The sequence below is a fragment of the Pseudomonas sp. W4I3 genome (assembly GCF_030816195.1).
Classification (GTDB): domain Bacteria; phylum Pseudomonadota; class Gammaproteobacteria; order Pseudomonadales; family Pseudomonadaceae; genus Aquipseudomonas.
This window is the reverse complement of sequence record NZ_JAUSXS010000001.1, coordinates 1750348-1772407: the sequence shown is the minus strand read 5'-3', so window position 1 is coordinate 1772407 and position 22060 is coordinate 1750348. Positions and strand designations below refer to the sequence as shown.

The following is a 22060-nucleotide window of genomic DNA, read 5'->3' as shown; positions in this document are numbered from 1 at the left end:
GTGATGGGAACCTATCAGTCAGCGTGATGGACCACTCGCCGCCAAGCACTCCTTGGCGCTCTTCTTCAATTTCTTGATCAGGCGTTCCTGGCGCAGTGCCTCGCCTTTGCTCGCGCATTGCTCGGTGTACACCAGCGCAACGGCGGGGCTGGAAAGAAAGAACCGCGCGCCCTTGCCGCTCTGATGCGTGGCGAACCGGCGCACCGGGTCATTGCTGATGCCGCAATACAGCGAGCCATTGGCGGCGCGCACCAGGTAGACAAACCAGGGTTTGGATTCAGGCGTGTTCACGACGGGATTCGGCACTGTACACAAGCACCCAGCTTATCAACGACCGGCCTGGAATGCCTTCAAACCTTTGCGCGCCTGGGCGCGTACGGCGTTTTTCACCAAGGGCGTCCACCCCAGTAACAGGCCCTTGGTACCCAACGCCTGACGCGACCAGCGCCACAGGTCGAAATGGTCGTGATGCTCGCAGATCCTGCCGTCACGAAACACAAAGCGCGCCTGAATATCGTTGACCACCGTATTGCCGGTCGCGCTGAACAGGTAGGTCGCCACCCAGTGCGCGCTGCCCTCATTGCCCTCGCTGCGCACGTTGTCAAAGGTCAGGGAAAAATCCTTGGCCCGAGTGGTGAGCATGCGCCACATGTCGCCGGCGTCCTGCCCGCGCAGTTCGCCGAAGGCCGGATCGCTGAACAGCACATCCTGGGTATAACAGGCGGCCATGGCTTCGGCGTCCAGGCGCTCAAAGGCGCTGTAGAACTCAGTGATCAGGGCGTTATGGGCATCACTCATGGGCAGTTTTCGCAGGATGAACAGAGGTGCCGAACGATAGTCCGCGCAACACGAGAAAGCCATTGCTTTCTACGGCACCATTCCCGTATCGCGCGCATAAGCAAACAAATCGACATCCGTCGAAATGCTCAACCGTTGCATGGCCGTGCTTTTCTGCTTGCTGATCGTGGAAATACTGCGGTTGACCTGCGCCGCAATCTGGCTGACGGTCATGCCGCTGGCCAACATGCGCACCACCTCGCGCTCTTTGTCGGACAACCTGGGCTGCCCGGACTGGTCGCCCACCCCCGACTCCACCAACTGCAAGCGCAGGGATTCGCTGGTGAAGGTCTGGCCCGCACACACGGCCTTGATCGCCTGGGGCAACTCCTTGGCCGACGCACTCTTGGCGACCACGCCACGCACGCCATGGGAAAAAGCCGCACGCAAGATGGCGATGCTGGCGAACATCGTCACCACAATCACCGGCACCTGCGGATACTGGCGGTGCAGCAGGCCCAACAAACCGTAGCCATCGGCCTGCTGGCCGCCTGGCATGGCGAAGTCCGTGACCAGCACGTCGCATGGGTTTTTGCTCAACACGTCAAGCAACTGATCGGGACCGTCGGCCTCACCGACCACTGTGCATCTTCCATTCGCCTCGATCACGACCCTTTGCCCGACGCGAACAATAGGGTGATCGTCAGCAATAATTACTCGAAGCATAGGTACCCACGAATGATGGCAACTTGAATCTGCGCAAAATACCTCCGCCAGCGACCATCAACAACAGCTAACAAAGAGCCACTTGCAGCCACGCCCAATATTCAGTACCAGCTAATTTTTTGCCTACAACACAATAGGAAAATACCTACAGCCAAAACCAGCTCGCCGGACGACTGAAAGCCCTGGCAGGCGCTGATTTCAAATGGTGGACAAATACTCGAGATAGATGCGCAAGCGTGCCTGGAATCGTTCCAGTTGCACCGCGTGGGAGGCAACATCACCGGACTGGACCTGCTCGATCAATTGCATGGCGGTGGATTCGAGGTCGGTGCCGCCCAAAAACACCAGGCTCCCCACCAGGCGATGGAGGCGCTCGGCAGCCAGCGATGCGTTCAGCGTGGAACAGGCATGGAGTAAGACACGGTAGTCTTCCCAGGCTTCGACCAGCAGGCTTTCCAGCAACTGATCGACAATCGCGTTACTGCCAAACGTCGTGACAAGTGCTTCACGGGTCGGCCAGCTCGCGGATGCCGCAGTCTTCCGGCCCTCTTGCGCAACATCGCTACCTGGCAACCAGCGCACCAGTACAGCGTGCAGTTGTTCAAGGGTCAGTGGTTTGAGCAGCCAGGCATCCATGCCGGCCTTGCGGCAGCGCCGGGGGCTATCGTTCTGCAGGTTGGCGGTCAGGGCGATGATCGGTACTCGCCTCAACCCGTGAACGCGCTCATGTTGGCGAATGGCGCTGGCCATCCTGTAGCCGTCCATCAATGGCATCTGGCAATCGCAGATCACCAAGTCAAAGGACCGGCAGGTGAACGCCTCCAGCCCCATGAACCCATCGGTGGCCAGCTCGTGCCCCAGACCCAGCTTCTGCAGCATCCAGCCCAGCAGCAGGCGATAAGCTGAATGGTCCTCCACCACCAGGACACTCATGTGCTGCCAATGAAACGCGGGGACAACCGGTGGATTAGGTGTGCGGCTCCCTCCAGCGGTTGAAGCTCCCTGCGCAACCATCACTACCTCTTCATGGTTATTGATCCAGCGGCAACCTGTGACACTGATGCAATTGCCATGGAGACCCTGTGCAGTAATGATTGCCGCATCCCTTTGAAGGTTATCGGCTGTAAACAGATAACCTTTTGAGTGCCCGAAAGCCGATACAACAATTACGAAAAACACCCATTCGGCGCGCTCTGCCCCGCCCCCGCAGTGTCGTATTAGTTGTATTTCCCCCGCGCACACCGCTCGCTAAATTGTGCCCACCCCACGAGAGGGACGGCTTGCCACTCCCCGGCAACCGCCAACAACCATCAAACCGCCGCCACGCATACCATCCGGCCACACAGGGTGGGCGTAGCCCCGCACGCGCTCGATATCGACCCGCGTGCAATGGAACAAACTGCGATGACGCGGCCAAATGGCCGAACGATCTGATAGCACTGGGCAGCCGTGCTGACGGAGGCTGGGCGCTCGATCACGCCTGCCATACCAGACCTTGACTCGCCCAGTGGCTATCGACGGTTGCGCCATCTTTGAGCTGCTGTACCCGTAACACCGGACACCCCGTTCTAGCCTAGGAGATTCATTCGCCATGAAGGTTTTCGCACCCCACGTGTTAGGGGCCTTGCTGCTTTGCCCGACAGTATTCGCCGCCAGCCACACCGAATTACTTGTCCAGGGAACCATCACGCCCAACGCCTGTGCGCCGGTGATTTCCGGCGCAGGCAGCATCGACTTCGGCAAAGTGTCGATCAAGGACCTCAACACCGATACCCACACCGCACTGCCCGCAGAAACCATGCTGCTGAGCGTGCGCTGCGACGGGCCAACATTTTTCACCCTCAACACCATAGACAATCGCCCGGGCACTGCCGCCAGCCACTTCAGTTGGCATGGTCTGGGCACCACGCCCAACGATGAGAAAGTCGGTGATGTCGGATTTGGCCTCTACCTGCCGGTAGCCGATGGCGTACCCGTGCGCACCATCACCTCGAGGGATGGCGGCGTGACGTGGATGCCTTCCGTGATGCTCAGCCATACCTTGCTGACCGCAGTCGCCAGCAACGACGACATCGTGCCGATTGCGGTACGGGAGCTGGACGCGCAAATCCGTCTGATCACCCACATTGCCCCCGCCCAAAGCCTGACGCTCACCGACGAAGTGCCTATCGACGGCCACGCCACCGTACAAGTCAATTACCTCTAAGGAGTCTCCCCATGAACACTCGCTTGACCGCTCTGGCCAGCAGCGTATTGCTGCTCGCCTCAGCCACCGCCTTCGCCGGCTCCACCGTCGACCTCACCGTCAAGGGCCTGATCGTGCCCAGCGCCTGTACGCCCAGCTTTACCGGGGGTGGCGTGATTGATCATGGCAAGATTTCCGCCAAGGACCTGAACCCGGATCGCTCCACTGTCATTGGTAATCACACCCTGAGCATGGCGATCAATTGCGACGCCGCGATCCAGTTTGCACTGCATTCGATCGATAACCGCGCGGCGTCGGGTATCACGACGCACTACGGCCTGGGCTTTGCCAGCGATAGCCAGAAGTTGGGCCGGTACTCCCTTCTTCTGCGCAATCCGGTTGTAGAGGGCGGCACAGCGGTGCAGACCATCGGCTCTTATGACCAAGGCAACACCTGGTTCCGCGAATACATCTGGGAACCAGGCATGTACATGTCTGTGGCGTCAATGGATGACACTACCCAGCCTGTGGCGGTCAAGGATTTGCGCCTTGATCTGGAAGTGCAGACGATCATCAACCGCGCCGACGGCCTTGACCTGAGCAACGAAGTCACCATCGACGGCTCCGCCACGCTCGAAGTGAAGTACCTGTAACCATGGCCGCCCATCCCTTGAACTTCGATGGGCATGGGCTGCGCCTACCTGTGCCGGTGATGAACAGGTTCAGCCGATACCTGGCTGCCGTTCTCTGCCTGGCCGCCCTGGGCAAAGTCCATGGGGCTTCAACCGCCGACCTCAGGGTGACCGGCCGGGTGATACCGGACGCCTGCCATATCGAGCTGAACAATGAAGGCACTGTCGACCACGGCAGAATTGCTGCTCACAGCCTCAACGTCGACGAGTTCACCGTGCTGCCCAGCCGAACACTCGAGCTGCACGTGCTCTGCGCCCGCCCCATGCTGTTTGCGCTGGTGGGCCTAGACAATCGCGCAGAGTCTTCCATGGCGCCCGATTTTTTCTACGGTCTGGGCCGAAACATCCACGCCCCCAGTGAACGCCTCGGCTCGGTGGCGTTGTCCTATCGCAACCCAGTGGGTGACACCCAACCGATGCAGGTGTTGGGCTCCACCAACAGCGGCGAAAGCTGGACGCCGGACCCCAACGCCTACCCCCGCTCCTATATGGCCTTCGCGCCGGCAGGCGACCGGCAACCGGACTTTGTCAGCCAACTGACGGTCCAGCTTCAGGTGGACACCGCCATCAACTTTTCGCAGTACTTGACCCTGGACCAGGAAGTCCCCCTGGACGGCTCCATCGTCCTGGATTTGCGCTACCTCTGACCCACTCACATGGATAAACCGTGATGACGACACGTTCTCTCACCGCTGCCGGCCTCGTCCTGCTGCTGATGCTCGGCAATCCAGCCATGGCCGATGGCATGGTGCCGGACACTTCCGTGGTTATCGTGCATGAAGCCGATGGCGAAGCGTCGGTGTCGGTCACCAACACCGACGGCCAGCTCGCGCTGCTGCATGTCACCTTGCAGGACATTCCCGAAGACACCGAGCCGCTGCTCGTAGTGACGCCACCGCTGTCGCGGGTCGAAGCCTCCAAATCCCAGTTGGTGCGCTTCATTTTGCAAAACCAGCAGCCCCTGCTCACCCAGCGGCTCAAGCGCGCGGTGTTCGAAGGCATGCCCCAGGGCCGCGCAGCCACTGCCGTCGGGCATGCCCGCGTGGGCGTGACCGTGCGCCAGAATTTGCCGGTGATCGTGCATCCCAAGGGCCTGGCGCTCAACCGCACGCCGTGGACCGACCTGACCTGGAGCCAGCACGACGGCCAGCTGCAGGTGCGTAACGACACGCCGTATGTGGTGCGCCTGGCGCAGGAGCTGTTGCTATTGCCCGGCGACGGCAAGGCGATGCTGCCGCGCACCTATGTTTTGCCGGGTGAAACCTTGAGCATGCCGGCCAGCGGTGGTCGGGCCACCACCGTCAGGCTGCAGCCGGCGACCGTATACGGGTTTGCAGTCAAGGCGTACGACGCACCGATCGTCCTCTGAAGCAAATCGCGGGCGGCATCCGCACATCGCCGCCTGGATAACGAAGTGACGGCTCATTGACTGTCACGACTTGAGTACCTTTCGTGAAAACAGTATTGAGTTACCGTGACGGCGCAGCCGTGCCCGCGATCCCGGCCATCCCCACCTTGGCGCTGCTGTTTGCACTCGTGCCGGCCGAGGCCTGGGCCGAGGGTGTCGGTACATCCAGCTTCGACGCCCAGACTCTGCACCAGCGCGGTATTGACCCGCAGTTGGCCAGCCTGCTGCTGGCCGCCCCGCGTTTCGCCGCCGGACGGCACACCGTCAACCTGCGCGTCAACGGCCAGCGAGGTGGCCGACAGGAGGTGAACGTTGATCAGCAGGGCAATCTGTGCTTCGACCGCGCCCTGCTGGACGCCGCCAATCTGGTGATGCCCAGTGACAGGCCGGGCTGTCACGATTTTATCGCGCGGTATCCGCAGAGCCTGGTGGAGCCAGACCCGGCGACATTGACGGTATCGCTGGTGGTGCCCACCGAAGCCCTGCGCCCCGTGCTGCAGGATATCTCGGGATACGAAACCGGCGGGTTCGGCGGATTGCTCAATTACGAACTCAGCGGTTTTTACAACCGCTTTGGCGATGACGCCAGCCGGTTTGGCTCGGCCAACACGGAAGCAGGCTTCAATGCCGGCGATTGGATCGTACGCAGCCGCCAAGTGCAGACCTGGCAAGACGGCCTTTCACGCAGCACGCACCTGGAAGCCTATGCCCAACGCACGTTTGCCAGCCACCAGGCAGTGCTGCAGGCCGGGCAGATCAATCTCTACAACCCGGTGCTGTCCGGCGCTCGGATCACTGGCGTGCAGGTGCTCACCGAGCATGCTCTCCAGGAACAGGGCCAGGGTGCGCTGATCCAAGGCATCGCCAACAGCCCGGCACAGGTTGAAGTACGCCAGAACGGCGCATTGATTCACTCCACCGTGGTGCCTGCCGGCCCCTTTGCCTTGAACGATGTGCGGCGCTTGAATACACGCTCGGACGTCGAAGTCACGGTCAAGGAAAGTGTCGGCGGCGAACGGCGCTTCACCGTACCGGCCGCCATGCTCGGCTTGGGCTTGCCTGCGCCGGGTTACTCATTGGCGGCAGGCCGGGTGCGCACTGTCGGCGACGCCAAGGGCGATGATCCCTGGGTGGTCAGCGCCGGTTGGACCGGCTCCCTGCATCCGCAATTGACACTGGGCAGCGGCATACTGGCGGCCAGCGAATACCGCTCGGTGGGCGCCAGCCTCGGCTGGATGCCGGGGTTGGACAGTCAGGTTCAACTGGCCACGCAAGTCTCCAATACCCAGGCGCTGGAAACAGTGTCCGGCGTACAAACCGATCTTTCCTGGTCACAGCGCCTGGGCGAGCAGTGGTCGATCAGCGCCGCCAATTCCTGGCGCAGCATCGGTTATCGCGAACTCGAAGAAAGCAGCTATGAGGCTGATGACCGCCATCGCAGCGCACGCTATCGCGATCAGCAAAGCCTCAACCTGGGGTGGTCACATCCACTGCTGGGGGCGTTCAGCGCTGGGGTTTCGCGCTCAGCCAGTTTTGCCGGGAACAGCAGCAGCCGCGCGTTGGCCTCCTGGGGCACGAGCATCGGCGCAATGTCCTTGTCAGCCAGCGCCGAGTGGCAACTAGCTGGCAGCCAGCAGCAGGACAATGCGGTCTACCTCACCCTCGGTATACCGCTGGGCGAGAGTCGCCAGTTGCGCGGTTGGGTACGCAATTCCGGCGGCGAAAACCGCACCGGCCTGGGGCTGAGCGAACAGATTGACGACCAGCTCAGCTACCGCATCAGCGCCGAACACGACAGCCGCGACCATCAGGTGGAAACGACCCTGGGCGTCTCGGCGCTACCGCGCTACAGCCAGCTCGATCTGAGTTACAGCCGTTCCGATGCCGAGCGTTCGAGCTACCAAGGTGGCGCTCGCGGCGCCGTGGTGCTGCACGGCGACGGCGTGACGTTTTCCCCCTACCCGGTGCGCGACACCTTCGCCTTGGTGTCTGTCGGCGAGATCAGCGGTATCAAGCTCAGCACCCCCAGTGGCCCGGTCTGGACCGATTGGCAAGGCCAAGCCGTGGTGCCGCACGTGGCCGCTTATGGTCGCAGCGCGGTGGAAGTCCAGACCCGCTCGCTGCCGCGCAATGCCGATATCAACAACGGCCTGGCGATGATCTCGGCCGGGCGCGGTGCGGTGGACCGGGTCAAGTTTGGCGTTGGCCTGACTCGCCGCGTGCTGCTTACCGTCAGTACCGACCAGGGCGCAGCGTTGCCTGCCGGCGCGTCCGTCAGCAGCGGTAGCGGTGAGTTCGTGACGTTGGTCCAGGAAGGCAGCCAGGTGTTTCTGCCCAACGTACTGGATCAACCCACGCTGTGGATAACCACGCCGCAAGGCGGTCGCTGCGAGCTGCGCTACGAACTGGCGCAAGCAGCCGACCCCTCGGTGTATTTCGAAACCGCGCCTGCCCGGTGCAACCTCCCATGAGGAATATCGCGATGTCCCTTGTCAGCTGTTTGCGTCAATTGAGCCTGTGCTTACTGCTAGGGGTCGCCGGCACCGCTCAAGCCTTGGACGAGTGTCAACTGAACATCAGCGAACCGCAGGTGGATTTCGGCCTGATGAACCGTCTCGCGCAACACGACAGCGCGGCGCAACGCCTGCTTGGCGAGCGGCGATTGAGCCTGACTATCAATTGTCCGCAGGTCGAAGACCTCAGCCTGTTCTACCGCGCACCGGCCGACCGCACACACCGCCTGCTATTCACCGAGCACGGCAGCTATGCCATCGAGGCGGGTAACGCCGTATTGGACGGCCGCGCGGTGGAACTGGGTGTGCTGCCGGCAGCGGGCCAGGCGCCCGTGTCCACCGGCAGCGCGCTGGAGTGGCGCGCCGGCCAGGGTATCGCGCCGATCGAACAGGGCGCGGTGCTTACCGGTAAAACCCTGTCGTTGCAATTGACCCTGCGCGCCTGGGCCGACGCCGCCGCAACACGAGTGAGCGACGCCAGCACCTGGGAAGTCACGGGAACCTTTTACAGTGCCCACAGCGGGCGTTATCGGGAACTGACACTGCGCGCACACTTCGCGCCAATCGCCTGCCTGCCGACGTTATCCGACCACGGCGTGGTGGACTACGCCACCTTGTACGCCAAGGACCTCAACGCAACCACTGAAACCCCGTTGCCCACCCGCACCCTGCGCCTGAGCGTGACCTGCGACGCGCCGATTCGCTTCGCCCTGCGCATGAAAGACAACCGCGACGGCTCGGCCACCGGCGGCACCGATGAAACCGCCTACGGCCTGGACCTGGATGCCAGCCGCAACAAAATCGGGCGCTTTTATCTGACCATCGATCCGGCGGAATTCAGCGCCGATAGCCTTCCCACGCTGTACCGCACCGATTCCACCAGTAATGGCGTGGCGTGGAGCAGCGCCACCGCGCGGCAAATCCCCATGGCCGCCAACAGCCTGCTGGCCTTTACCGACCAGATCGGCGTGACCACCGGGCCGGTCGCCATGCAGGCCCTGACCGGCACGATACGCATCAAGGCCTACCTGGCGCCGATGCAAACCCTGGACCTGCGTGACGTCGTACGCATCAATGGGTCCGGCACTGTTGAAATTGTCTACCTTTAGACTTTCTCGCTGGTGACGTTTACGTAGCGTGCACGGCCGGCGCCGAGACCGGCGATAATCGCGCCGAGGCCGATCACGGCGAAGATCCAGCCGATCGCCGTCCAGCCGCCGGTCCAGTCGTGCACCAGGCCGACCGCAAATGGGCCCATCGACGCCAGGGTGTAACCGATGCCCTGGGCCATGCTCGACAGATTGGCGGCGACATGGGAGTCCCGGGAGCGCAGCACGATCAGGGTCAGCGCCAGGCTGAAGGTGCCGCCCTGGCCCAGGCCGAGCACAATCGCCCAGCCCCACAGGCCATCGAGCGGCGCATACAGGCAACCAAACAGACCGCCCAGTGTGAGCAGCATCACCACCACGATCGCCAGCCGCTGATCCTTGCCCCGTGTGGCCAGCCACGGCGCGGCCAGCGAACTGAGCAACTGCACGATGATCGAGCCGGACAACGCCAGCCCGGCCTCGGTGGCGCTGAGGCCGCGACCGATGAGGATCGACGGCAACCAGCCGAACACGATGTAGGCCAGGGAGGATTGCAGGCCCATGTACAGGGTCACTTGCCAGGCCAGCGGATCACGCAGCAGGCCCTTCACCCGGTAGGCGACTCGGTGGGCGCCGTGTTTTTGCCCGACCTGCGGCAGCCAGAACAACGCGGCCATCAGGGCCGGCAAGATCCAGAAACCCAAGCCGATAGTCCAGCTGTCGCCGAAGTAACGGGTCAACGGCACAGTGGCACCGGCCGCCAGTGCGGCACCCAAGCACAGTGCCATGGTGTAGACGCCGGTCATGGCGCCGGCCTGCCGGGCGAAATCACGCTTGACGATGCCGGGCAGCAACACGCCGATAATGCCAATACTGGCACCGGCAATCAGGCTGCCGGCAAACAACCCCACTTCGCCGAACGAACTGCGCAGGATGATCCCGGCAGCCAGGGTCAGCAGGATGCCGAATACCACACGCTCGGCACCAAAGCGTCGTGCCAGGATCGGCGCAGTGGGCGCGAACAGCCCCAGGCACAGCACCGGCAATGTCGTCAGCAGTCCAGCCTTGGCCGCCGATAATCCCAGGCTGCTTGAGACCTCGGCCAGCAACGGCGACAGGCTCGATAACGCCGGTCGCAGGTTCAGCGCCACCAGCACCAGGCCCAGCAGTAACAGCCAGGGACGCGTGACGGTCGGATGCGCCTGTTGCACGGTCTCGTCGTCCGCTTCGGCGTCAATCAACAGTTCTTCCAGGTCGGGCACAGGTTTGGTTTCAGGGTTCATTGATCAACTGCCGGCAGAGGGATTTGGCGCGTTGCGGGTCTTGTTGTTCCACCGCATCGAGCAGGGCGCCGTGCAGGTCGAAGACCGCCTGGCGTCGTGGCGAGGTGTTCAGGGTCTGGCGCAACTGTGCGCCGACAATGGCGGAAAAGTACTGGTACAACTCGCTCAAGGCCGGGTTGTGCGCCGCATCCACCAGCTGTTGGTGGAACAGCAGGTCGGCGCTGATATAGGCCTCAAGGTCACCTTGAAACAGCTCGGCGCTGGCAGTGAGCGCTTCGCGCAGCCGGTGCAGATCATCATCGGTACGCCGCAGCGCCGCGAGGCCGATGGCCTCCACTTCCAGAATCGCGCGAGTCTCCTGCGCCTGCTCCAGGGTGCAATGGGACAACGCCCGCATCGTCCCCAGCGGATCGGTCATGGAACGCAAGTAACTGCCGTCGCCCTGGCGAATATCGATCAGCCCGGAAAACGCCAACACCCGCATCGCCTCGCGCACGGTATTACGGCTGATCCCCAGCTCGGCGGACAACTCAGGCTCGGTGGGCAGCCGCTCACCGATGGCCCACACGCCCTGAGCAATGCGCAGGCGCAGTTGCTCAAGGGCCTGGTCAACCAGGGAGCGTTTGATCAGTGGGGCGATGTCTGTCATGGATTTTAAGCTTTCGTCCAATCATAGGATGAATTTTCCTACAGCCTATTCGGAGCGGCCTACAAAGGCAACGCACTAGGGTTCCTAAGCAGGAAAACGAGCAGTATTTTCGATTGGTAAAATTACCCTGAGAGGGTAATTATTGAACTCAGGTGTCTTATGGAAAAGTACACACCTCATTACGATCTGGCGGTGATCAAGGCGGATGTCAGGCGGCTGGGAGCACGAGCATTCACCCGTGCGGCCAAGGAAACGGGAAAGGCTCTCGACCTCGACATCAGCGAGATGCAGGCGATCGTTTACGAACTGAAAAACCGGATGTTGGACAAGTCGATGACCACCTACGCCGATCATCGGGTCTGGCAAGACGTCTACCACATCCATTCACATGGTCTGGAGATTTACATCAAGGTTACTTACTGCTCCGGCAGCAACCCTCCGGTGATCTCCTTCAAAGGGATGAACCCATGAAAACCCAACAATGCTGTATCTGTGGTGCCCCGGACGCCATGACACGCTTTGAAGGTCGCAGCGAAACCCTGTGCATAAAAGGCATGGAGCGGCGCATTGACGATCTTTCGGGCTGGGAATGCCAGGTGTGCGAGGACGGCATGTACGACCCCGACAGCAGCGAACGCCATGCCAAGGCAGGTGATGACCTGCTCCACGTCGCGCGGCGAATGATGGGCGCCGAACTCAAGCGTATTCGCCGCAAGCTGCAGCTCACGCAGAAAGAAACCGTGCAATGGCTGTCCGGCGGCGGGCACAACGCTTTTTCCCGCTACGAACGCGGCGAAATAACGCCGCCCAAACCGCTGATGGTGCTGATGCGCCTGCTGGACCATCACCCGCACTTGCTCGCCGACGCCAAGGATCTGGCCGAGGGCGCAGACCTGCGCAACGCCTTCACCCACACCCTCAACAACGAAACGCAGGAAGCCCTCAAAGCCTCCTGATCCTGCAAACAATAAACCCGGCACCAAGGCCGGGTTTATTGTTCAAGCATCATCCATCCATCAATGCAGAATCTGGCTCAAGAACAACTTGGTCCGCTCATTCTGCGGGTTGTCAAAGAAGTCATTCGGCGCCGCCTGCTCCACGATTTCGCCCTTGTCCATGAAGATCACGCGGTTGGCCACGGTGCGGGCAAAGCCCATCTCGTGGGTCACGCACAACATGGTCATGCCGTCTTCGGCCAGGCCGATCATGGTGTCGAGAACCTCTTTCACCATTTCCGGGTCGAGTGCCGAAGTCGGCTCGTCGAACAGCATGATTTTCGGCTTCATGCACAGCGCACGGGCGATTGCCACGCGCTGTTGCTGGCCACCGGACAGCTGCCCCGGAAACTTGTGGGCCTGCTCCGGAATACGCACGCGTTCAAGATAATGCATGGCAATTTCTTCGGCCTTGCGCTTGGGCATCTTGCGTACCCACATCGGTGCCAGCGTGCAGTTCTGCAGGATGGTCAGGTGCGGGAACAGGTTGAAGTGCTGGAACACCATGCCGACTTCACGGCGGATCGCCTCGATCTGCTTGAGGTCGTTGGTCAGCTCCACGCCGTCGACCACGATGCGACCTTGCTGGTGCTCTTCCAAACGGTTGAGGCAGCGGATGTGTGGTGGACTTGCCCGAACCTGAAGGGCCGCACAACACAATGCGCTCGCCCTGCTTGACGTTCAGGTTGATGTCTTTCAATACGTGGAACTGGCCGTACCACTTGTTGACGCCCTGCATCTGGATAATGCCTTCAGGGCTCACAGGCTGTTTGATCGCTTCGCTCATAACAACAACTCCTAACGCTTGTGGCCTGTGTCGAGCTTGTGTTCCAAATGAATGGAATAGCGCGACATACCAAAACAGAAAATCCAGAACACCAGGGCCGCGAACACGTAGCCTTCGGTGGCCATGCCCAACCATTTCGGGTCGGCGGCGGCTTGCTTGACGCTGTTGAGCAGGTCGAACAGGCCGATGATGATCACCAGGCTGGTGTCCTTGAACAACGCGATAAAGGTGTTAACGATGCCGGGGATCACCATCTTCAGCGCTTGCGGCAGAATCACCAGGCCCATCGAACGCCAATAGCCGAGGCCCATCGCGGCGGCCGCTTCGTATTGGCCCTTGGGAATCGCCTGCAAACCACCGCGCACCACTTCGGCCACATAAGCCGACTGGAACAGGATCACGCCGATCAACGCCCGCAGCAGCTTGTCGATGCCCATGCCTTCGGGCAGGAACAACGGCAGCATCACCGAGGACATGAACAGCACGGTGATCAACGGTACGCCACGCCAGAATTCGATGAAGGTCACGCAGACCACGCGAATCGCCGGCATGTTCGAGCGCCGCCCCAACGCCAGCATGATCCCCAGCGGCAACGCGCCAGCAATGCCGACGGTGGCGATCACCAGGGTCAGCATCAGGCCGCCCCATTGGCTGGTCGCCACGTTGGTCAGCCCGAACGCGCCGCCGTGCAGCAGGAAGAACGCGATGATCGGGTACAGCACCAGGAAGCTCAGGCCGTAGACCGCCTTGCGCGGGAAACGCGAGATGAACAACGGCGCCACGCCAACAATGGCCAGCCACACGGTAAGGTCCACGCGCCAGCGCAGGTCGCCAGGGTAGTAGCCGTACATGAACTGCCCGAAGCGCTGTTGGATAAACACCCAGCAAGCGCCTTCCTTGGTGCAGTCGGCGCGGGTGGTGCCGACCCAGTTGGCGTCGATGATCGCCCAGCTCAGGATCGGTGGTACCACCAGGTAAATCAGGTAGAACGCCAACAAGGTCAGCAGGGTGTTGAGCCAACTTGAAAACAGGTTGGCGCGCATCCATGCCATCGGCCCGAAGACTTTGCTCGGTGGCGGCATATCAGGTTTGAACGTATGCGAACTCATGCAGGTTTCCTCACCGCTCGATCAGCGCAATGCGCTTGTTGTACCAGTTCATCAGCAGCGAAATGCTGATGCTGATCGCCAGGTACACGCTCATGGTGATGGCAATGACTTCGATGGCCTGGCCGGTCTGGTTGAGCACCGTGCCGGCAAACAGCGAAACCATTTCCGGGTAACCGATACCGGCGGCCAGAGACGAGTTCTTCGCCAGGTTCAGGTATTGGCTGGTCAGCGGCGGGATGATCACGCGCAACGCTTGCGGGATGATGACCTTGCGCAACGTCGGCCCGGGGCGCAGGCCCAGGGAACGTGCGGCTTCGGTCTGGCCGTGGCTGACGGACTTGATGCCCGAACGCACGATCTCGGCGATAAACGCTGCGGTGTAGACGGTAAGTGCCAGGGTCAGCGCCAGCAGTTCCGGGATCAGTACCCAGCCACCGACAAAGTTGAACCCTGAAAGCTTCGGCATCTCCCAGTGCAGCGGCGCGCCAAAGATCAGCGCGCACAGCGCCGGGATCACGATCAGCAGTGCCAGGCCCGCCCAGAACTTGTGGAACGGCACGCCAGTGGCTTCAAAGCGCTTATTGGCCCAGCGGGTCATCAGCACAATGGCGACAATCGCCACCACGACGCTGCCCACGAACGGCCAGAACCCGTCGGCGGCCAGCGCGGCCGGCATGTTCAGGCCCCGGCTGCTGACAAAGAAGGTGTCACCGAAGTTATGGCTGTTGCGCGGCCCCGGCATGGTCAGGAACACCGCGAAGTACCAGAACAGGATCTGCAGCAGCGGCGGAATGTTGCGGAACACTTCCACGTACACGGTCGCCAGCTTGTTGATCATCCAGTTGGGCGACAGGCGTGCCACGCCGATGATGAAACCGAGCAGGGTCGCCAGCACCACACCGATCACAGTCACCAGCAAGGTGTTGAGCAGGCCGATCACAAAGACGCGGGCATAGCTGTCCGATTCGGTGTAATCGATCAAATGCTGCGCTATGCCGAAGCCGGCACTGCGCTCAAGAAAGTCGAAACCCGAGGTGATGCCCCGGTGTTGCAGGTTGGTCTGGGTATTGTTGAAGAGGTACCAGCCCAGCGAGACCACCGCCACTATGGTGATGATCTGGAAGAGCCACGCACGCACTTTGGGATCGCTGAAGCTGAGCTTCTGCTTTGGTGCGCCGATTTGAGTTTGCATGAAGTGCCCCGCAAAGAATGGAACAGAACATCACCCGGCGGTTGGCCCACCGGGTGACAGAACCATCAGCGATCAGCGCACAGGGGGTGCGTATTGAATGCCGCCGTTGTTCCACAGCGCATTCAGGCCACGGTCGATTTCCAGCGGGGTGCTCTTGCCCAGGTTGCGCTCGAACACTTCGCCGTAGTTACCCACCTGCTTGACGATCTGTACCACCCAGTCTTTCTTGACCTTGAGATCCTTGCCGTATTCGCCGTCGGCACCGAGCAGACGTGCAACGTCCGGGTTCTTGGTGGACTTGGCTTCAGCTTCGACGTTTTTCGACGTGATACCGGCTTCTTCAGCGTTGAGCATGGCGTAGCCTACCCAGCGCACGATGGCCAGCCACTCGTCGTCACCGTTACGCACGACCGGGCCCAGCGGCTCCTTGGAAATGGTTTCCGGCAGTACCACGTAGTCCTTCGGCGAGGCCAGCTTGCTGCGCTGAGCGAACAGCTGGGACTTGTCGGAGGTCAGCACGTCGCAACGACCGGATTCCAGCGACTTGGCGCTTTCGTCGGAGGTGTCGAAGGTGATCGGGGTGTACTTGAGGTTGTTGCCGCGGAAGTAGTCCGAAACGTTCAGCTCAGTGGTGGTACCGGCCTGGATGCAGATGGTTGCACCGTCCAGTTCCTTGGCGCTTTTCACGCCCAGCTTGTTGTTTACCAGAAAGCCGATGCCGTCATAGTAGGTGATGAAGCCCGGGAATTTCAGGCCCATGCCCGCATCGCGGGAGCTGGTCATGGTGGTGTTGCGCGACAGGATGTCGACTTCGCCGGACTGAAGCGCGGTGAAACGCTCCTTGGCATTCAACTGGCTGAATTTGACCTTGGTGGCGTCACCGAAAACAGCGGCGGCGACGGCGCGGCACACGTCAGCGTCGATCCCGAGGATCTTGCCGCTGGCATCCGGCACCGAGAAGCCCGGCAAACCGTCACTCACGCCACATTGCACAAAGCCTTTCTTCTGCACGGCGTCCAGGGTGGCGCCAGCCTGGGCAAAACCACTGACACCCAGTACAGCGGCTGCGGTCACGATGGCCAGGGTGGATTTCAATACCTTCATTCAAACCTCCAGTTGCTCTTGTTGTGTCGAAGCTCCAACCTCAGCGCACCCTTATGAGGCGATATCGACCCGTGTTGGCTTTTTATAGGGTCAAGCGGCATGAGGCTGTCGCGGTAATTCCAGTGGCTATCCCACAAGCGGCAGTCACTGATAGTGTTACCGTCATCGGATAGTCCTGACATCGAGCTACACATAGCAAGCCCCGTACCAGAGTGCTGGCCGCGTCGTTTCAGCCCATGGTCAATCGAAAAAGATTCAATCTTGCGACATTCTCTTAACAGATCAATCCGTCGCGCACCGTTCCGACGCCCTCAATCGGAGCGCCCGCACATTTATGGAGCAGACATGACCGAACCCCTGATTCTTGAGCCCGCCAAGCCCGCCGACGCCTGTGTCATCTGGCTGCACGGCCTGGGCGCTGATCGCTACGATTTCCTGCCAGTGGCCGAAGCGCTGCAGGAAACCTTGCTGTCCACGCGCTTCGTATTGCCCCAGGCGCCCAGCCGTCCGGTGACGATCAACGGTGGCTACGAGATGCCGAGTTGGTACGACATCAAGGCCATGAGCCCGGCCCGTTCGATCAGCCTGGAGGAGCTGGAAGCGTCGGCCAAAATGGTCACGGATTTGATAGAAGTGCAGAAGAGAACCGGGATAGACGCTTCGCGCGTTTTCCTTGCGGGTTTTTCCCAGGGCGGCGCGGTGGTTTTCCACACCGCATTCAAGACTTGGCAGGGGCCTTTGGGCGGCGTGATCGCCCTCTCCACTTATGCGCCGACCTTCGACGATCAGCTGGAATTATCCGCCAGCCAGCAACGCATCCCCACCCTGTGCCTGCACGGCCAGTACGATGACGTGGTGCAAAACGCCATGGGCCGCAGCGCCTACGAGCATTTGAAGCACCGTAGTGTCACCGTGACATGGCAAGAATACCCAATGGGCCACGAAGTGTTACCCGAAGAGATACGCGATATCGGCACGTGGCTGGCCGAGCGCCTGCGCTGAACCGCGCCTATATGTAGTTGTATGACAGACGCACTACGCCGCGCCCGATTCTTGCATTACACTGGCCGGCGTACATTCCTTAATCAATTAATGAGATGACCGTGCTCAAAGCACTCAAGAAGATGTTCGGCAAAAGCGAGGCTGAGCCGCTCGCGCCTGTTCACAGTGCTCCCGCTCCCAAGCCCGGCAACCGCAATGACGGTATTCGGCCCGACCGGACCGCACCTGCCGCCTCACCGAAAGCCCCCCCGGTGACGCCGCCTGAACCGGCAAAGCCCGCGGAGACTGTCGCCGCACCCGCTGCCAAACCACGTCGCGAACGCGCGCCCAAGCCGCCCGTGACGCCGTGGAAACTCGAAGACTTCGTCGTCGAGCCCCAGGAAGGCAAGACCCGCTTCCACGACTTCAAACTGGCTCCGGAACTGATGCACGCCATCCAGGACCTGGGTTTCCCGTACTGCACGCCGATCCAGGCGCAGGTGCTGGGCTTCACCCTGGCGGGCAAAGACGCCATCGGCCGCGCCCAGACCGGCACCGGCAAGACCGCCGCGTTCCTGATCTCGATCATCACCCAGCTGCTGCAGACGCCGCCGCCCAAAGAGCGCTACATGGGTGAGCCGCGCGCACTGATCATCGCCCCGACCCGGGAGTTGGTGGTGCAGATTGCCAAGGACGCCGCTGACCTGACCAAGTACACCGGCCTCAACGTGATGACCTTCGTCGGCGGCATGGACTTCGACAAGCAGCTCAAGCACCTCGAAGCCCGCCACTGCGACATCCTGGTCGCCACCCCAGGTCGCCTGCTCGACTTCAACCAGCGCGGCGACGTGCACCTGGACATGGTCGAAGTGATGGTGCTGGACGAAGCCGACCGCATGCTCGACATGGGTTTCATCCCGCAAGTGCGCCAGATCATTCGCCAGACCCCACCGAAAAGCGAGCGCCAGACCCTGCTGTTCTCCGCGACCTTCACCGAAGACGTGATGAACCTCGCCAAGCAGTGGACCACCGACCCGTCCATCGTCGAGATCGAAGCACTCAACGTCGCCAGCGAAAACGTCGAGCAGCACATCTACGCCGTCGCCGGTGCCGACAAGTACAAACTGCTCTATAACCTGATCAACGACAACGGTTGGGAGCGGGTGATGGTATTTGCCAACCGCAAGGACGAAGTGCGCCGCATCGAAGAGCGCCTGGTGCGTGACGGCGTCAACGCCGCGCAACTGTCCGGCGACGTGCCGCAGCACAAGCGCATCAAGACCCTGGAAGGCTTTCGCGAAGGCAAGATCCGCGTGCTGGTGGCCACCGACGTGGCGGGGCGCGGGATCCACATTGATGGTATCAGCCACGTGATCAACTTTACCCTGCCGGAAGTGCCGGACGACTACGTGCACCGTATCGGCCGTACCGGTCGCGCCGGAGCTGCGGGTGTGTCGATCAGCTTTGCCGGGGAGGATGATTCGTATCAACTGCCGTCGATCGAGACGTTGCTGGGGCGCAAGATCAGCTGCGAGACGCCGCCGACGCATCTGCTGCGGGCTGTTGAACGCAAACGTCCATAAGCCGAAACCCGATCAAAATGTGGGAGGGGGCTTGCCCCGATGGCAGTGGGTCAGTCAACAGAGATGTTGAATGTGCCGCAGCCATCGGGGGCAAGCCCCCTCCCACATTTACTTCCAGCGATCCGCTGCTGCGTGGTCGCTGTCCCTACCCTCCACCCAGCGCGGCCCCTCACTGGTGTTTTCCTTCTTCCAGAACGGCGCCCGGGTCTTCAGGTAATCCATCACAAACGCACACGCATCGAACGCCGCCTGGCGATGTGCGCTGGCGGCTGCGACAAACACGATCGGTTCGCCCGGCTCCAACGCGCCGATGCGGTGCAGCACTTCCAGCTTGAGCAGCGGCCAGCGCTGCTCGGCCTCGACAGCAATCTTGGCCAGGGCTTTTTCGGTCATGCCGGGGTAGTGTTCAAGAAACATCCCCGACACATCGCGACCATCGTTGAAGTCCCGCACATACCCGACAAAACTCACCACCGCGCCCACGCCCACATTGGCCGCGTGCATCGCGTTAACTTCAGCACCGGGATCAAAGGCTTCGACCTGCACGCGAATGGCCATGTTCAGCCTCCGGTTACGGGCGGGAAAAACGCGACTTCGTCACCGGCCTGGACCGGCTCGTCGAGATTGCACAGCTCTTCGTTGCGCGCGCACATCAAACTCGCCTCGTTGAGTACCGCGAACTCAGGGTCAGCGGCCAGTGCCAGGCGCACAGCATCAACGGTGGCAAACTCACCTTCCATCTCCAACGAATCAAAGCCCACCGCTTCGGCATATCGTGCAAAAAACAGTACGTTGATACTCATTGCTGATCCGCCTTGAAATGCCCGCTCTTACCGCCAAGCTTTTCCAGCAGGCGAATACTTTCGATGGTCATGCCGCGATCCACCGCCTTGCACATGTCATAGATGGTCAATGCCGCCACGCTGGCGGCGGTCAGGGCTTCCATTTCCACGCCGGTCTGGCCGGAGAGTTTGCAGCGCGCCAGGATGTACACCGCATCGTCACCCTCGGCGCGCAGCTCGACCTTGACGCCAGTGAGCATCAGCGGGTGGCACAGGGGGATCAGGTCACTGGTTTTCTTTGCCGCCTGGATCCCGGCAATGCGGGCCACGGCGAACACGTCACCCTTGGGATGGGCGCCGTCGACAATCATTTTCAGTGTGTCCGGCAACATGCGCACCCGCGCTTCGGCCACCGCTTCACGGAACGTCACGGCTTTGTCGGTGACGTCGACCATATGGGCGCGACCTTGGGAATCGAGATGAGTCAGCACAGCGATACTCCTGATCAGGAGCAGCGATTGTAAACCATGTGGGAGGGGGCTTGCTCCCGATGGCGGCAGGCCAGTCAACACAGAGGTTGAATGCACCACCGCCATCGGGGGCAAGCCCCCTCCCACATTGACCGCGTTTTACAAATGAGATTCTGCGTACTCGGCCAGAATCGAACGGGGTACCCCTTGCAGCGCAATGTGCACGCCGTTCGGGAAGTCTTTGAAGCGTTCCGTCAGGTAGGTCAGCCCGGAGCTGGTCGCGGACAGGTATGGGGTGTCGATCTGCGCCAGGTTGCCCAGGCACACCACTTTGGAACCGGCGCCGGCACGGGTGATGATGGTTTTCATCTGGTGCGGGGTGAGGTTCTGGCATTCATCGATCAGAATCAGGCTTTGCTGGAAGCTGCGACCTCGGATGTAGTTGAGGGATTTGAACTGCAACGGCACTTTGCTGAGGATGTAGTCGACGCTGCCGTGGGTGTTTTCGTCATCCATGTGCAAGGCTTCGAGGTTGTCGGTGATCGCCCCCAGCCACGGCTCCATTTTTTCCGCTTCGGTGCCGGGCAGGAAGCCGATTTCCTGGTCCAGGCCCTGCACGCTGCGGGTGGCGATGATGCGGCGATAGCGCTTGGTCACCATGGTCTGCTCGATAGCGGCAGCCAGGGCGAGGATGGTCTTGCCGGAGCCGGCGGCACCGGTCAGGTTGACCAGGTGGATGTCCGGGTCGAGCAGCGCGTACAGCGCCAGACTCTGGTAGATATCACGCGGTTTCAGGCCCCAGGCTTCCTGGTGCAACAGGGGTTCCTGATGCAGGTCGAGGATCAGCAGCTTGTCGACCTGGATCTCTTTGATCCAGCCCACGAAGCCTTGCTCGTCGACGATGAATTCATTGATGTGCACGGCCGGCAGGTTGTCGATCAATTGCACCTGGTGCCAGGTGCGGCCATGGTCCTGGCGGGTTTCGACCTTGCTGACGCGGTCCCAGAACGAGCCGGTCATCATGTGGTAACCACGCGACAACATCGAGACGTCGTCAACCAGTTGGTCAGTGCTGTAGTCCTCGGCGGCGATCCCACACGCGCGGGCCTTGAGGCGCATATTGATGTCTTTGGTCACCAGCACCACGCGCAGGTCCTTGTCGCGCGCATGCAGGTCGATCAATTGGTTGATGATCTTGTTGTCGTTGAGGTTTTCCGGCAGCAGGCTGTTGGGCTCGCTGCGCTTGCTCATCAGGATGGACAGCAAACCCTTGGGTCCGCTCTTGCCGCGCTGGATCGGCACGCCAACTTCTACGTCCTCGGGCGAGGCTTCACCCAGGGTCTTGTCGATCAGGCGGATGGCCTGGCGGCATTCGGCGGCAACGCTGTGGTGGCCGCTTTTGAGCTTGTCGAGTTCCTCCAGCACGATCATGGGAATGGCGACGTGGTGTTCTTCAAAGTTAAGCAGTGCGTTTGGATCGTGGATCAGTACGTTGGTATCAAGCACATAAAGGATTGGCTGGTCGGAAGAAGGGGTGCGTCCATGATCATCCATACTCGGTCACCTTTGTGGGAGCCAGTCGACGCAATACCTGGGCGGTGCTGCGCCTCGATTCGACCACCGATTGCACCTGAGTGACGTCAAGTGCGGTGCCCACAGGAGGAGTCTTGGAAGACGCCACCTGTGCTGCAGGTTTCGGCAATCTGACTTCGTAATACCGCAAAACCCATGACAGG

23 protein-coding genes and 1 pseudogene are annotated in these 22060 nt (G+C 61.2%); 10 read left to right on the top strand and 14 right to left on the bottom strand.

The features are described from left to right. Positions 1-18 precede the first annotated feature (18 nt). The 4 genes from QF045_RS07970 to QF045_RS07955 all read right to left on the bottom strand — a co-directional run bounded on the left by QF045_RS07970 (position 19) and on the right by QF045_RS07955 (position 2517). Positions 19-291, bottom strand: a complete 273-nt coding sequence (locus QF045_RS07970; RefSeq protein WP_306491731.1) for a GIY-YIG nuclease family protein — start codon at positions 289-291, stop codon at positions 19-21. Between the two features lie 36 nt (positions 292-327). After that, on the bottom strand, positions 328-798 hold the full coding sequence (locus QF045_RS07965; RefSeq protein ID WP_306491730.1) for a nuclear transport factor 2 family protein: 471 nt from the start codon (positions 796-798) through the stop codon (positions 328-330). A gap of 69 nt (positions 799-867) precedes the next feature. Next, positions 868-1503: a response regulator transcription factor gene (locus QF045_RS07960; protein WP_306491729.1), complete on the bottom strand. Its 636-nt coding sequence runs from the start codon at positions 1501-1503 to the stop codon at positions 868-870. A gap of 198 nt (positions 1504-1701) precedes the next feature. Continuing rightward, positions 1702-2517, bottom strand: coding sequence for a response regulator (locus tag QF045_RS07955; protein ID WP_306494870.1), 816 nt, complete (start codon positions 2515-2517; stop codon positions 1702-1704). A gap of 577 nt (positions 2518-3094) precedes the next feature. Here QF045_RS07955 and QF045_RS07950 point away from each other — a divergent pair. From QF045_RS07950 to QF045_RS07925, 6 genes are all read left to right on the top strand, one after another. After that, on the top strand, positions 3095-3709 hold the full coding sequence (locus tag QF045_RS07950) for a DUF1120 domain-containing protein (RefSeq protein WP_306491728.1): 615 nt from the start codon (positions 3095-3097) through the stop codon (positions 3707-3709). A gap of 11 nt (positions 3710-3720) precedes the next feature. Next, positions 3721-4341 (top strand): DUF1120 domain-containing protein, encoded by a 621-nt coding sequence (locus QF045_RS07945; protein ID WP_306491727.1) that lies wholly within the window; start codon positions 3721-3723, stop codon positions 4339-4341. Between the two features lie 2 nt (positions 4342-4343). After that, positions 4344-5027 carry a DUF1120 domain-containing protein gene (locus QF045_RS07940; RefSeq protein ID WP_306491726.1) on the top strand — a complete coding sequence of 228 codons (684 nt, stop codon included), beginning with the start codon at positions 4344-4346 and terminating at the stop codon, positions 5025-5027. 23 nt (positions 5028-5050) lie between these two features. Then, positions 5051-5749 carry a fimbria/pilus chaperone family protein gene (locus QF045_RS07935; protein WP_373424416.1) on the top strand — a complete coding sequence of 233 codons (699 nt, stop codon included), beginning with the start codon at positions 5051-5053 and terminating at the stop codon, positions 5747-5749. Positions 5750-5832: 83 nt separating this feature from the next. Further along, positions 5833-8259 carry a fimbria/pilus outer membrane usher protein gene (locus tag QF045_RS07930; protein WP_306491724.1) on the top strand — a complete coding sequence of 809 codons (2427 nt, stop codon included), beginning with the start codon at positions 5833-5835 and terminating at the stop codon, positions 8257-8259. A gap of 11 nt (positions 8260-8270) precedes the next feature. Then, on the top strand, positions 8271-9410 hold the full coding sequence (locus tag QF045_RS07925; protein WP_306491723.1) for a DUF1120 domain-containing protein: 1140 nt from the start codon (positions 8271-8273) through the stop codon (positions 9408-9410). Here QF045_RS07925 and QF045_RS07920 read toward each other — a convergent pair. Both QF045_RS07920 and QF045_RS07915 read right to left on the bottom strand, forming a co-directional pair. After that, positions 9407-10672 (bottom strand): CynX/NimT family MFS transporter, encoded by a 1266-nt coding sequence (locus QF045_RS07920; RefSeq protein ID WP_306491722.1) that lies wholly within the window; start codon positions 10670-10672, stop codon positions 9407-9409. The two genes, QF045_RS07925 and QF045_RS07920, sit on opposite strands and share 4 nt — an antisense overlap. Continuing rightward, on the bottom strand, positions 10662-11321 hold the full coding sequence (locus tag QF045_RS07915) for a FadR/GntR family transcriptional regulator (RefSeq protein WP_306491721.1): 660 nt from the start codon (positions 11319-11321) through the stop codon (positions 10662-10664). Before QF045_RS07915 ends, QF045_RS07920 begins: the two co-directional genes overlap by 11 nt. 159 nt (positions 11322-11480) lie before the next feature. Here QF045_RS07915 and QF045_RS07910 point away from each other — a divergent pair, with 159 nt between their 5' ends. Both QF045_RS07910 and QF045_RS07905 read left to right on the top strand, forming a co-directional pair. Further along, the gene (locus QF045_RS07910) at positions 11481-11792 is read left to right on the top strand and encodes a type II toxin-antitoxin system MqsR family toxin (RefSeq protein ID WP_306491720.1); all 312 of its coding nucleotides are present in this window, start codon (positions 11481-11483) and stop codon (positions 11790-11792) included. Beyond that, the gene (locus tag QF045_RS07905) at positions 11789-12277 is read left to right on the top strand and encodes a type II toxin-antitoxin system MqsA family antitoxin (protein ID WP_306491719.1); all 489 of its coding nucleotides are present in this window, start codon (positions 11789-11791) and stop codon (positions 12275-12277) included. Before QF045_RS07910 ends, QF045_RS07905 begins: the two co-directional genes overlap by 4 nt. A 60-nt stretch (positions 12278-12337) precedes the next feature. Here QF045_RS07905 and QF045_RS07900 read toward each other — a convergent pair. From QF045_RS07900 to QF045_RS07885, 4 genes and pseudogenes are all read right to left on the bottom strand, one after another. After that, positions 12338-13103: pseudogene (locus tag QF045_RS07900) on the bottom strand (amino acid ABC transporter ATP-binding protein). An 11-nt stretch (positions 13104-13114) separates the two neighbouring features. Continuing rightward, positions 13115-14212: an amino acid ABC transporter permease gene (locus QF045_RS07895; RefSeq protein WP_306491718.1), complete on the bottom strand. Its 1098-nt coding sequence runs from the start codon at positions 14210-14212 to the stop codon at positions 13115-13117. A gap of 10 nt (positions 14213-14222) precedes the next feature. After that, complete coding sequence (locus QF045_RS07890) at positions 14223-15404, bottom strand: amino acid ABC transporter permease (RefSeq protein WP_306491717.1); 1182 nt, start codon at positions 15402-15404, stop codon at positions 14223-14225. Between the two features lie 72 nt (positions 15405-15476). Beyond that, a complete protein-coding gene (locus tag QF045_RS07885) occupies positions 15477-16508 on the bottom strand; it encodes an amino acid ABC transporter substrate-binding protein (RefSeq protein ID WP_053254520.1) in 1032 nt (343 codons plus the stop codon). A 345-nt stretch (positions 16509-16853) separates the two neighbouring features. On the opposite strand from QF045_RS07885, the gene QF045_RS07880 reads away from it, so the two are divergent. Both QF045_RS07880 and rhlB read left to right on the top strand, forming a co-directional pair. Continuing rightward, on the top strand, positions 16854-17510 hold the full coding sequence (locus QF045_RS07880) for an alpha/beta hydrolase (RefSeq protein ID WP_306491716.1): 657 nt from the start codon (positions 16854-16856) through the stop codon (positions 17508-17510). A gap of 95 nt (positions 17511-17605) precedes the next feature. Continuing rightward, positions 17606-19072, top strand: a complete 1467-nt coding sequence (rhlB, locus tag QF045_RS07875; RefSeq protein ID WP_306491715.1) for an ATP-dependent RNA helicase RhlB — start codon at positions 17606-17608, stop codon at positions 19070-19072. Between the two features lie 108 nt (positions 19073-19180). Here rhlB and moaE read toward each other — a convergent pair whose 3' ends face one another. The 4 genes from moaE to QF045_RS07855 form a co-directional block, all read right to left on the bottom strand. Next, positions 19181-19630, bottom strand: a complete 450-nt coding sequence (gene moaE, locus QF045_RS07870) for a molybdopterin synthase catalytic subunit MoaE (protein WP_306491714.1) — start codon at positions 19628-19630, stop codon at positions 19181-19183. Positions 19631-19632: 2 nt separating this feature from the next. Then, on the bottom strand, positions 19633-19875 hold the full coding sequence (moaD, locus tag QF045_RS07865; RefSeq protein ID WP_038448994.1) for a molybdopterin converting factor subunit 1: 243 nt from the start codon (positions 19873-19875) through the stop codon (positions 19633-19635). Next, entirely contained in the window at positions 19872-20345 is a 474-nt protein-coding gene (gene moaC, locus QF045_RS07860; protein ID WP_306491713.1) for a cyclic pyranopterin monophosphate synthase MoaC, read from the bottom strand. Before moaC ends, moaD begins: the two co-directional genes overlap by 4 nt. Positions 20346-20483: 138 nt before the next feature. Beyond that, entirely contained in the window at positions 20484-21878 is a 1395-nt protein-coding gene (locus QF045_RS07855) for a PhoH family protein (RefSeq protein WP_032877681.1), read from the bottom strand. Positions 21879-22060: the final 182 nt, after the last annotated feature.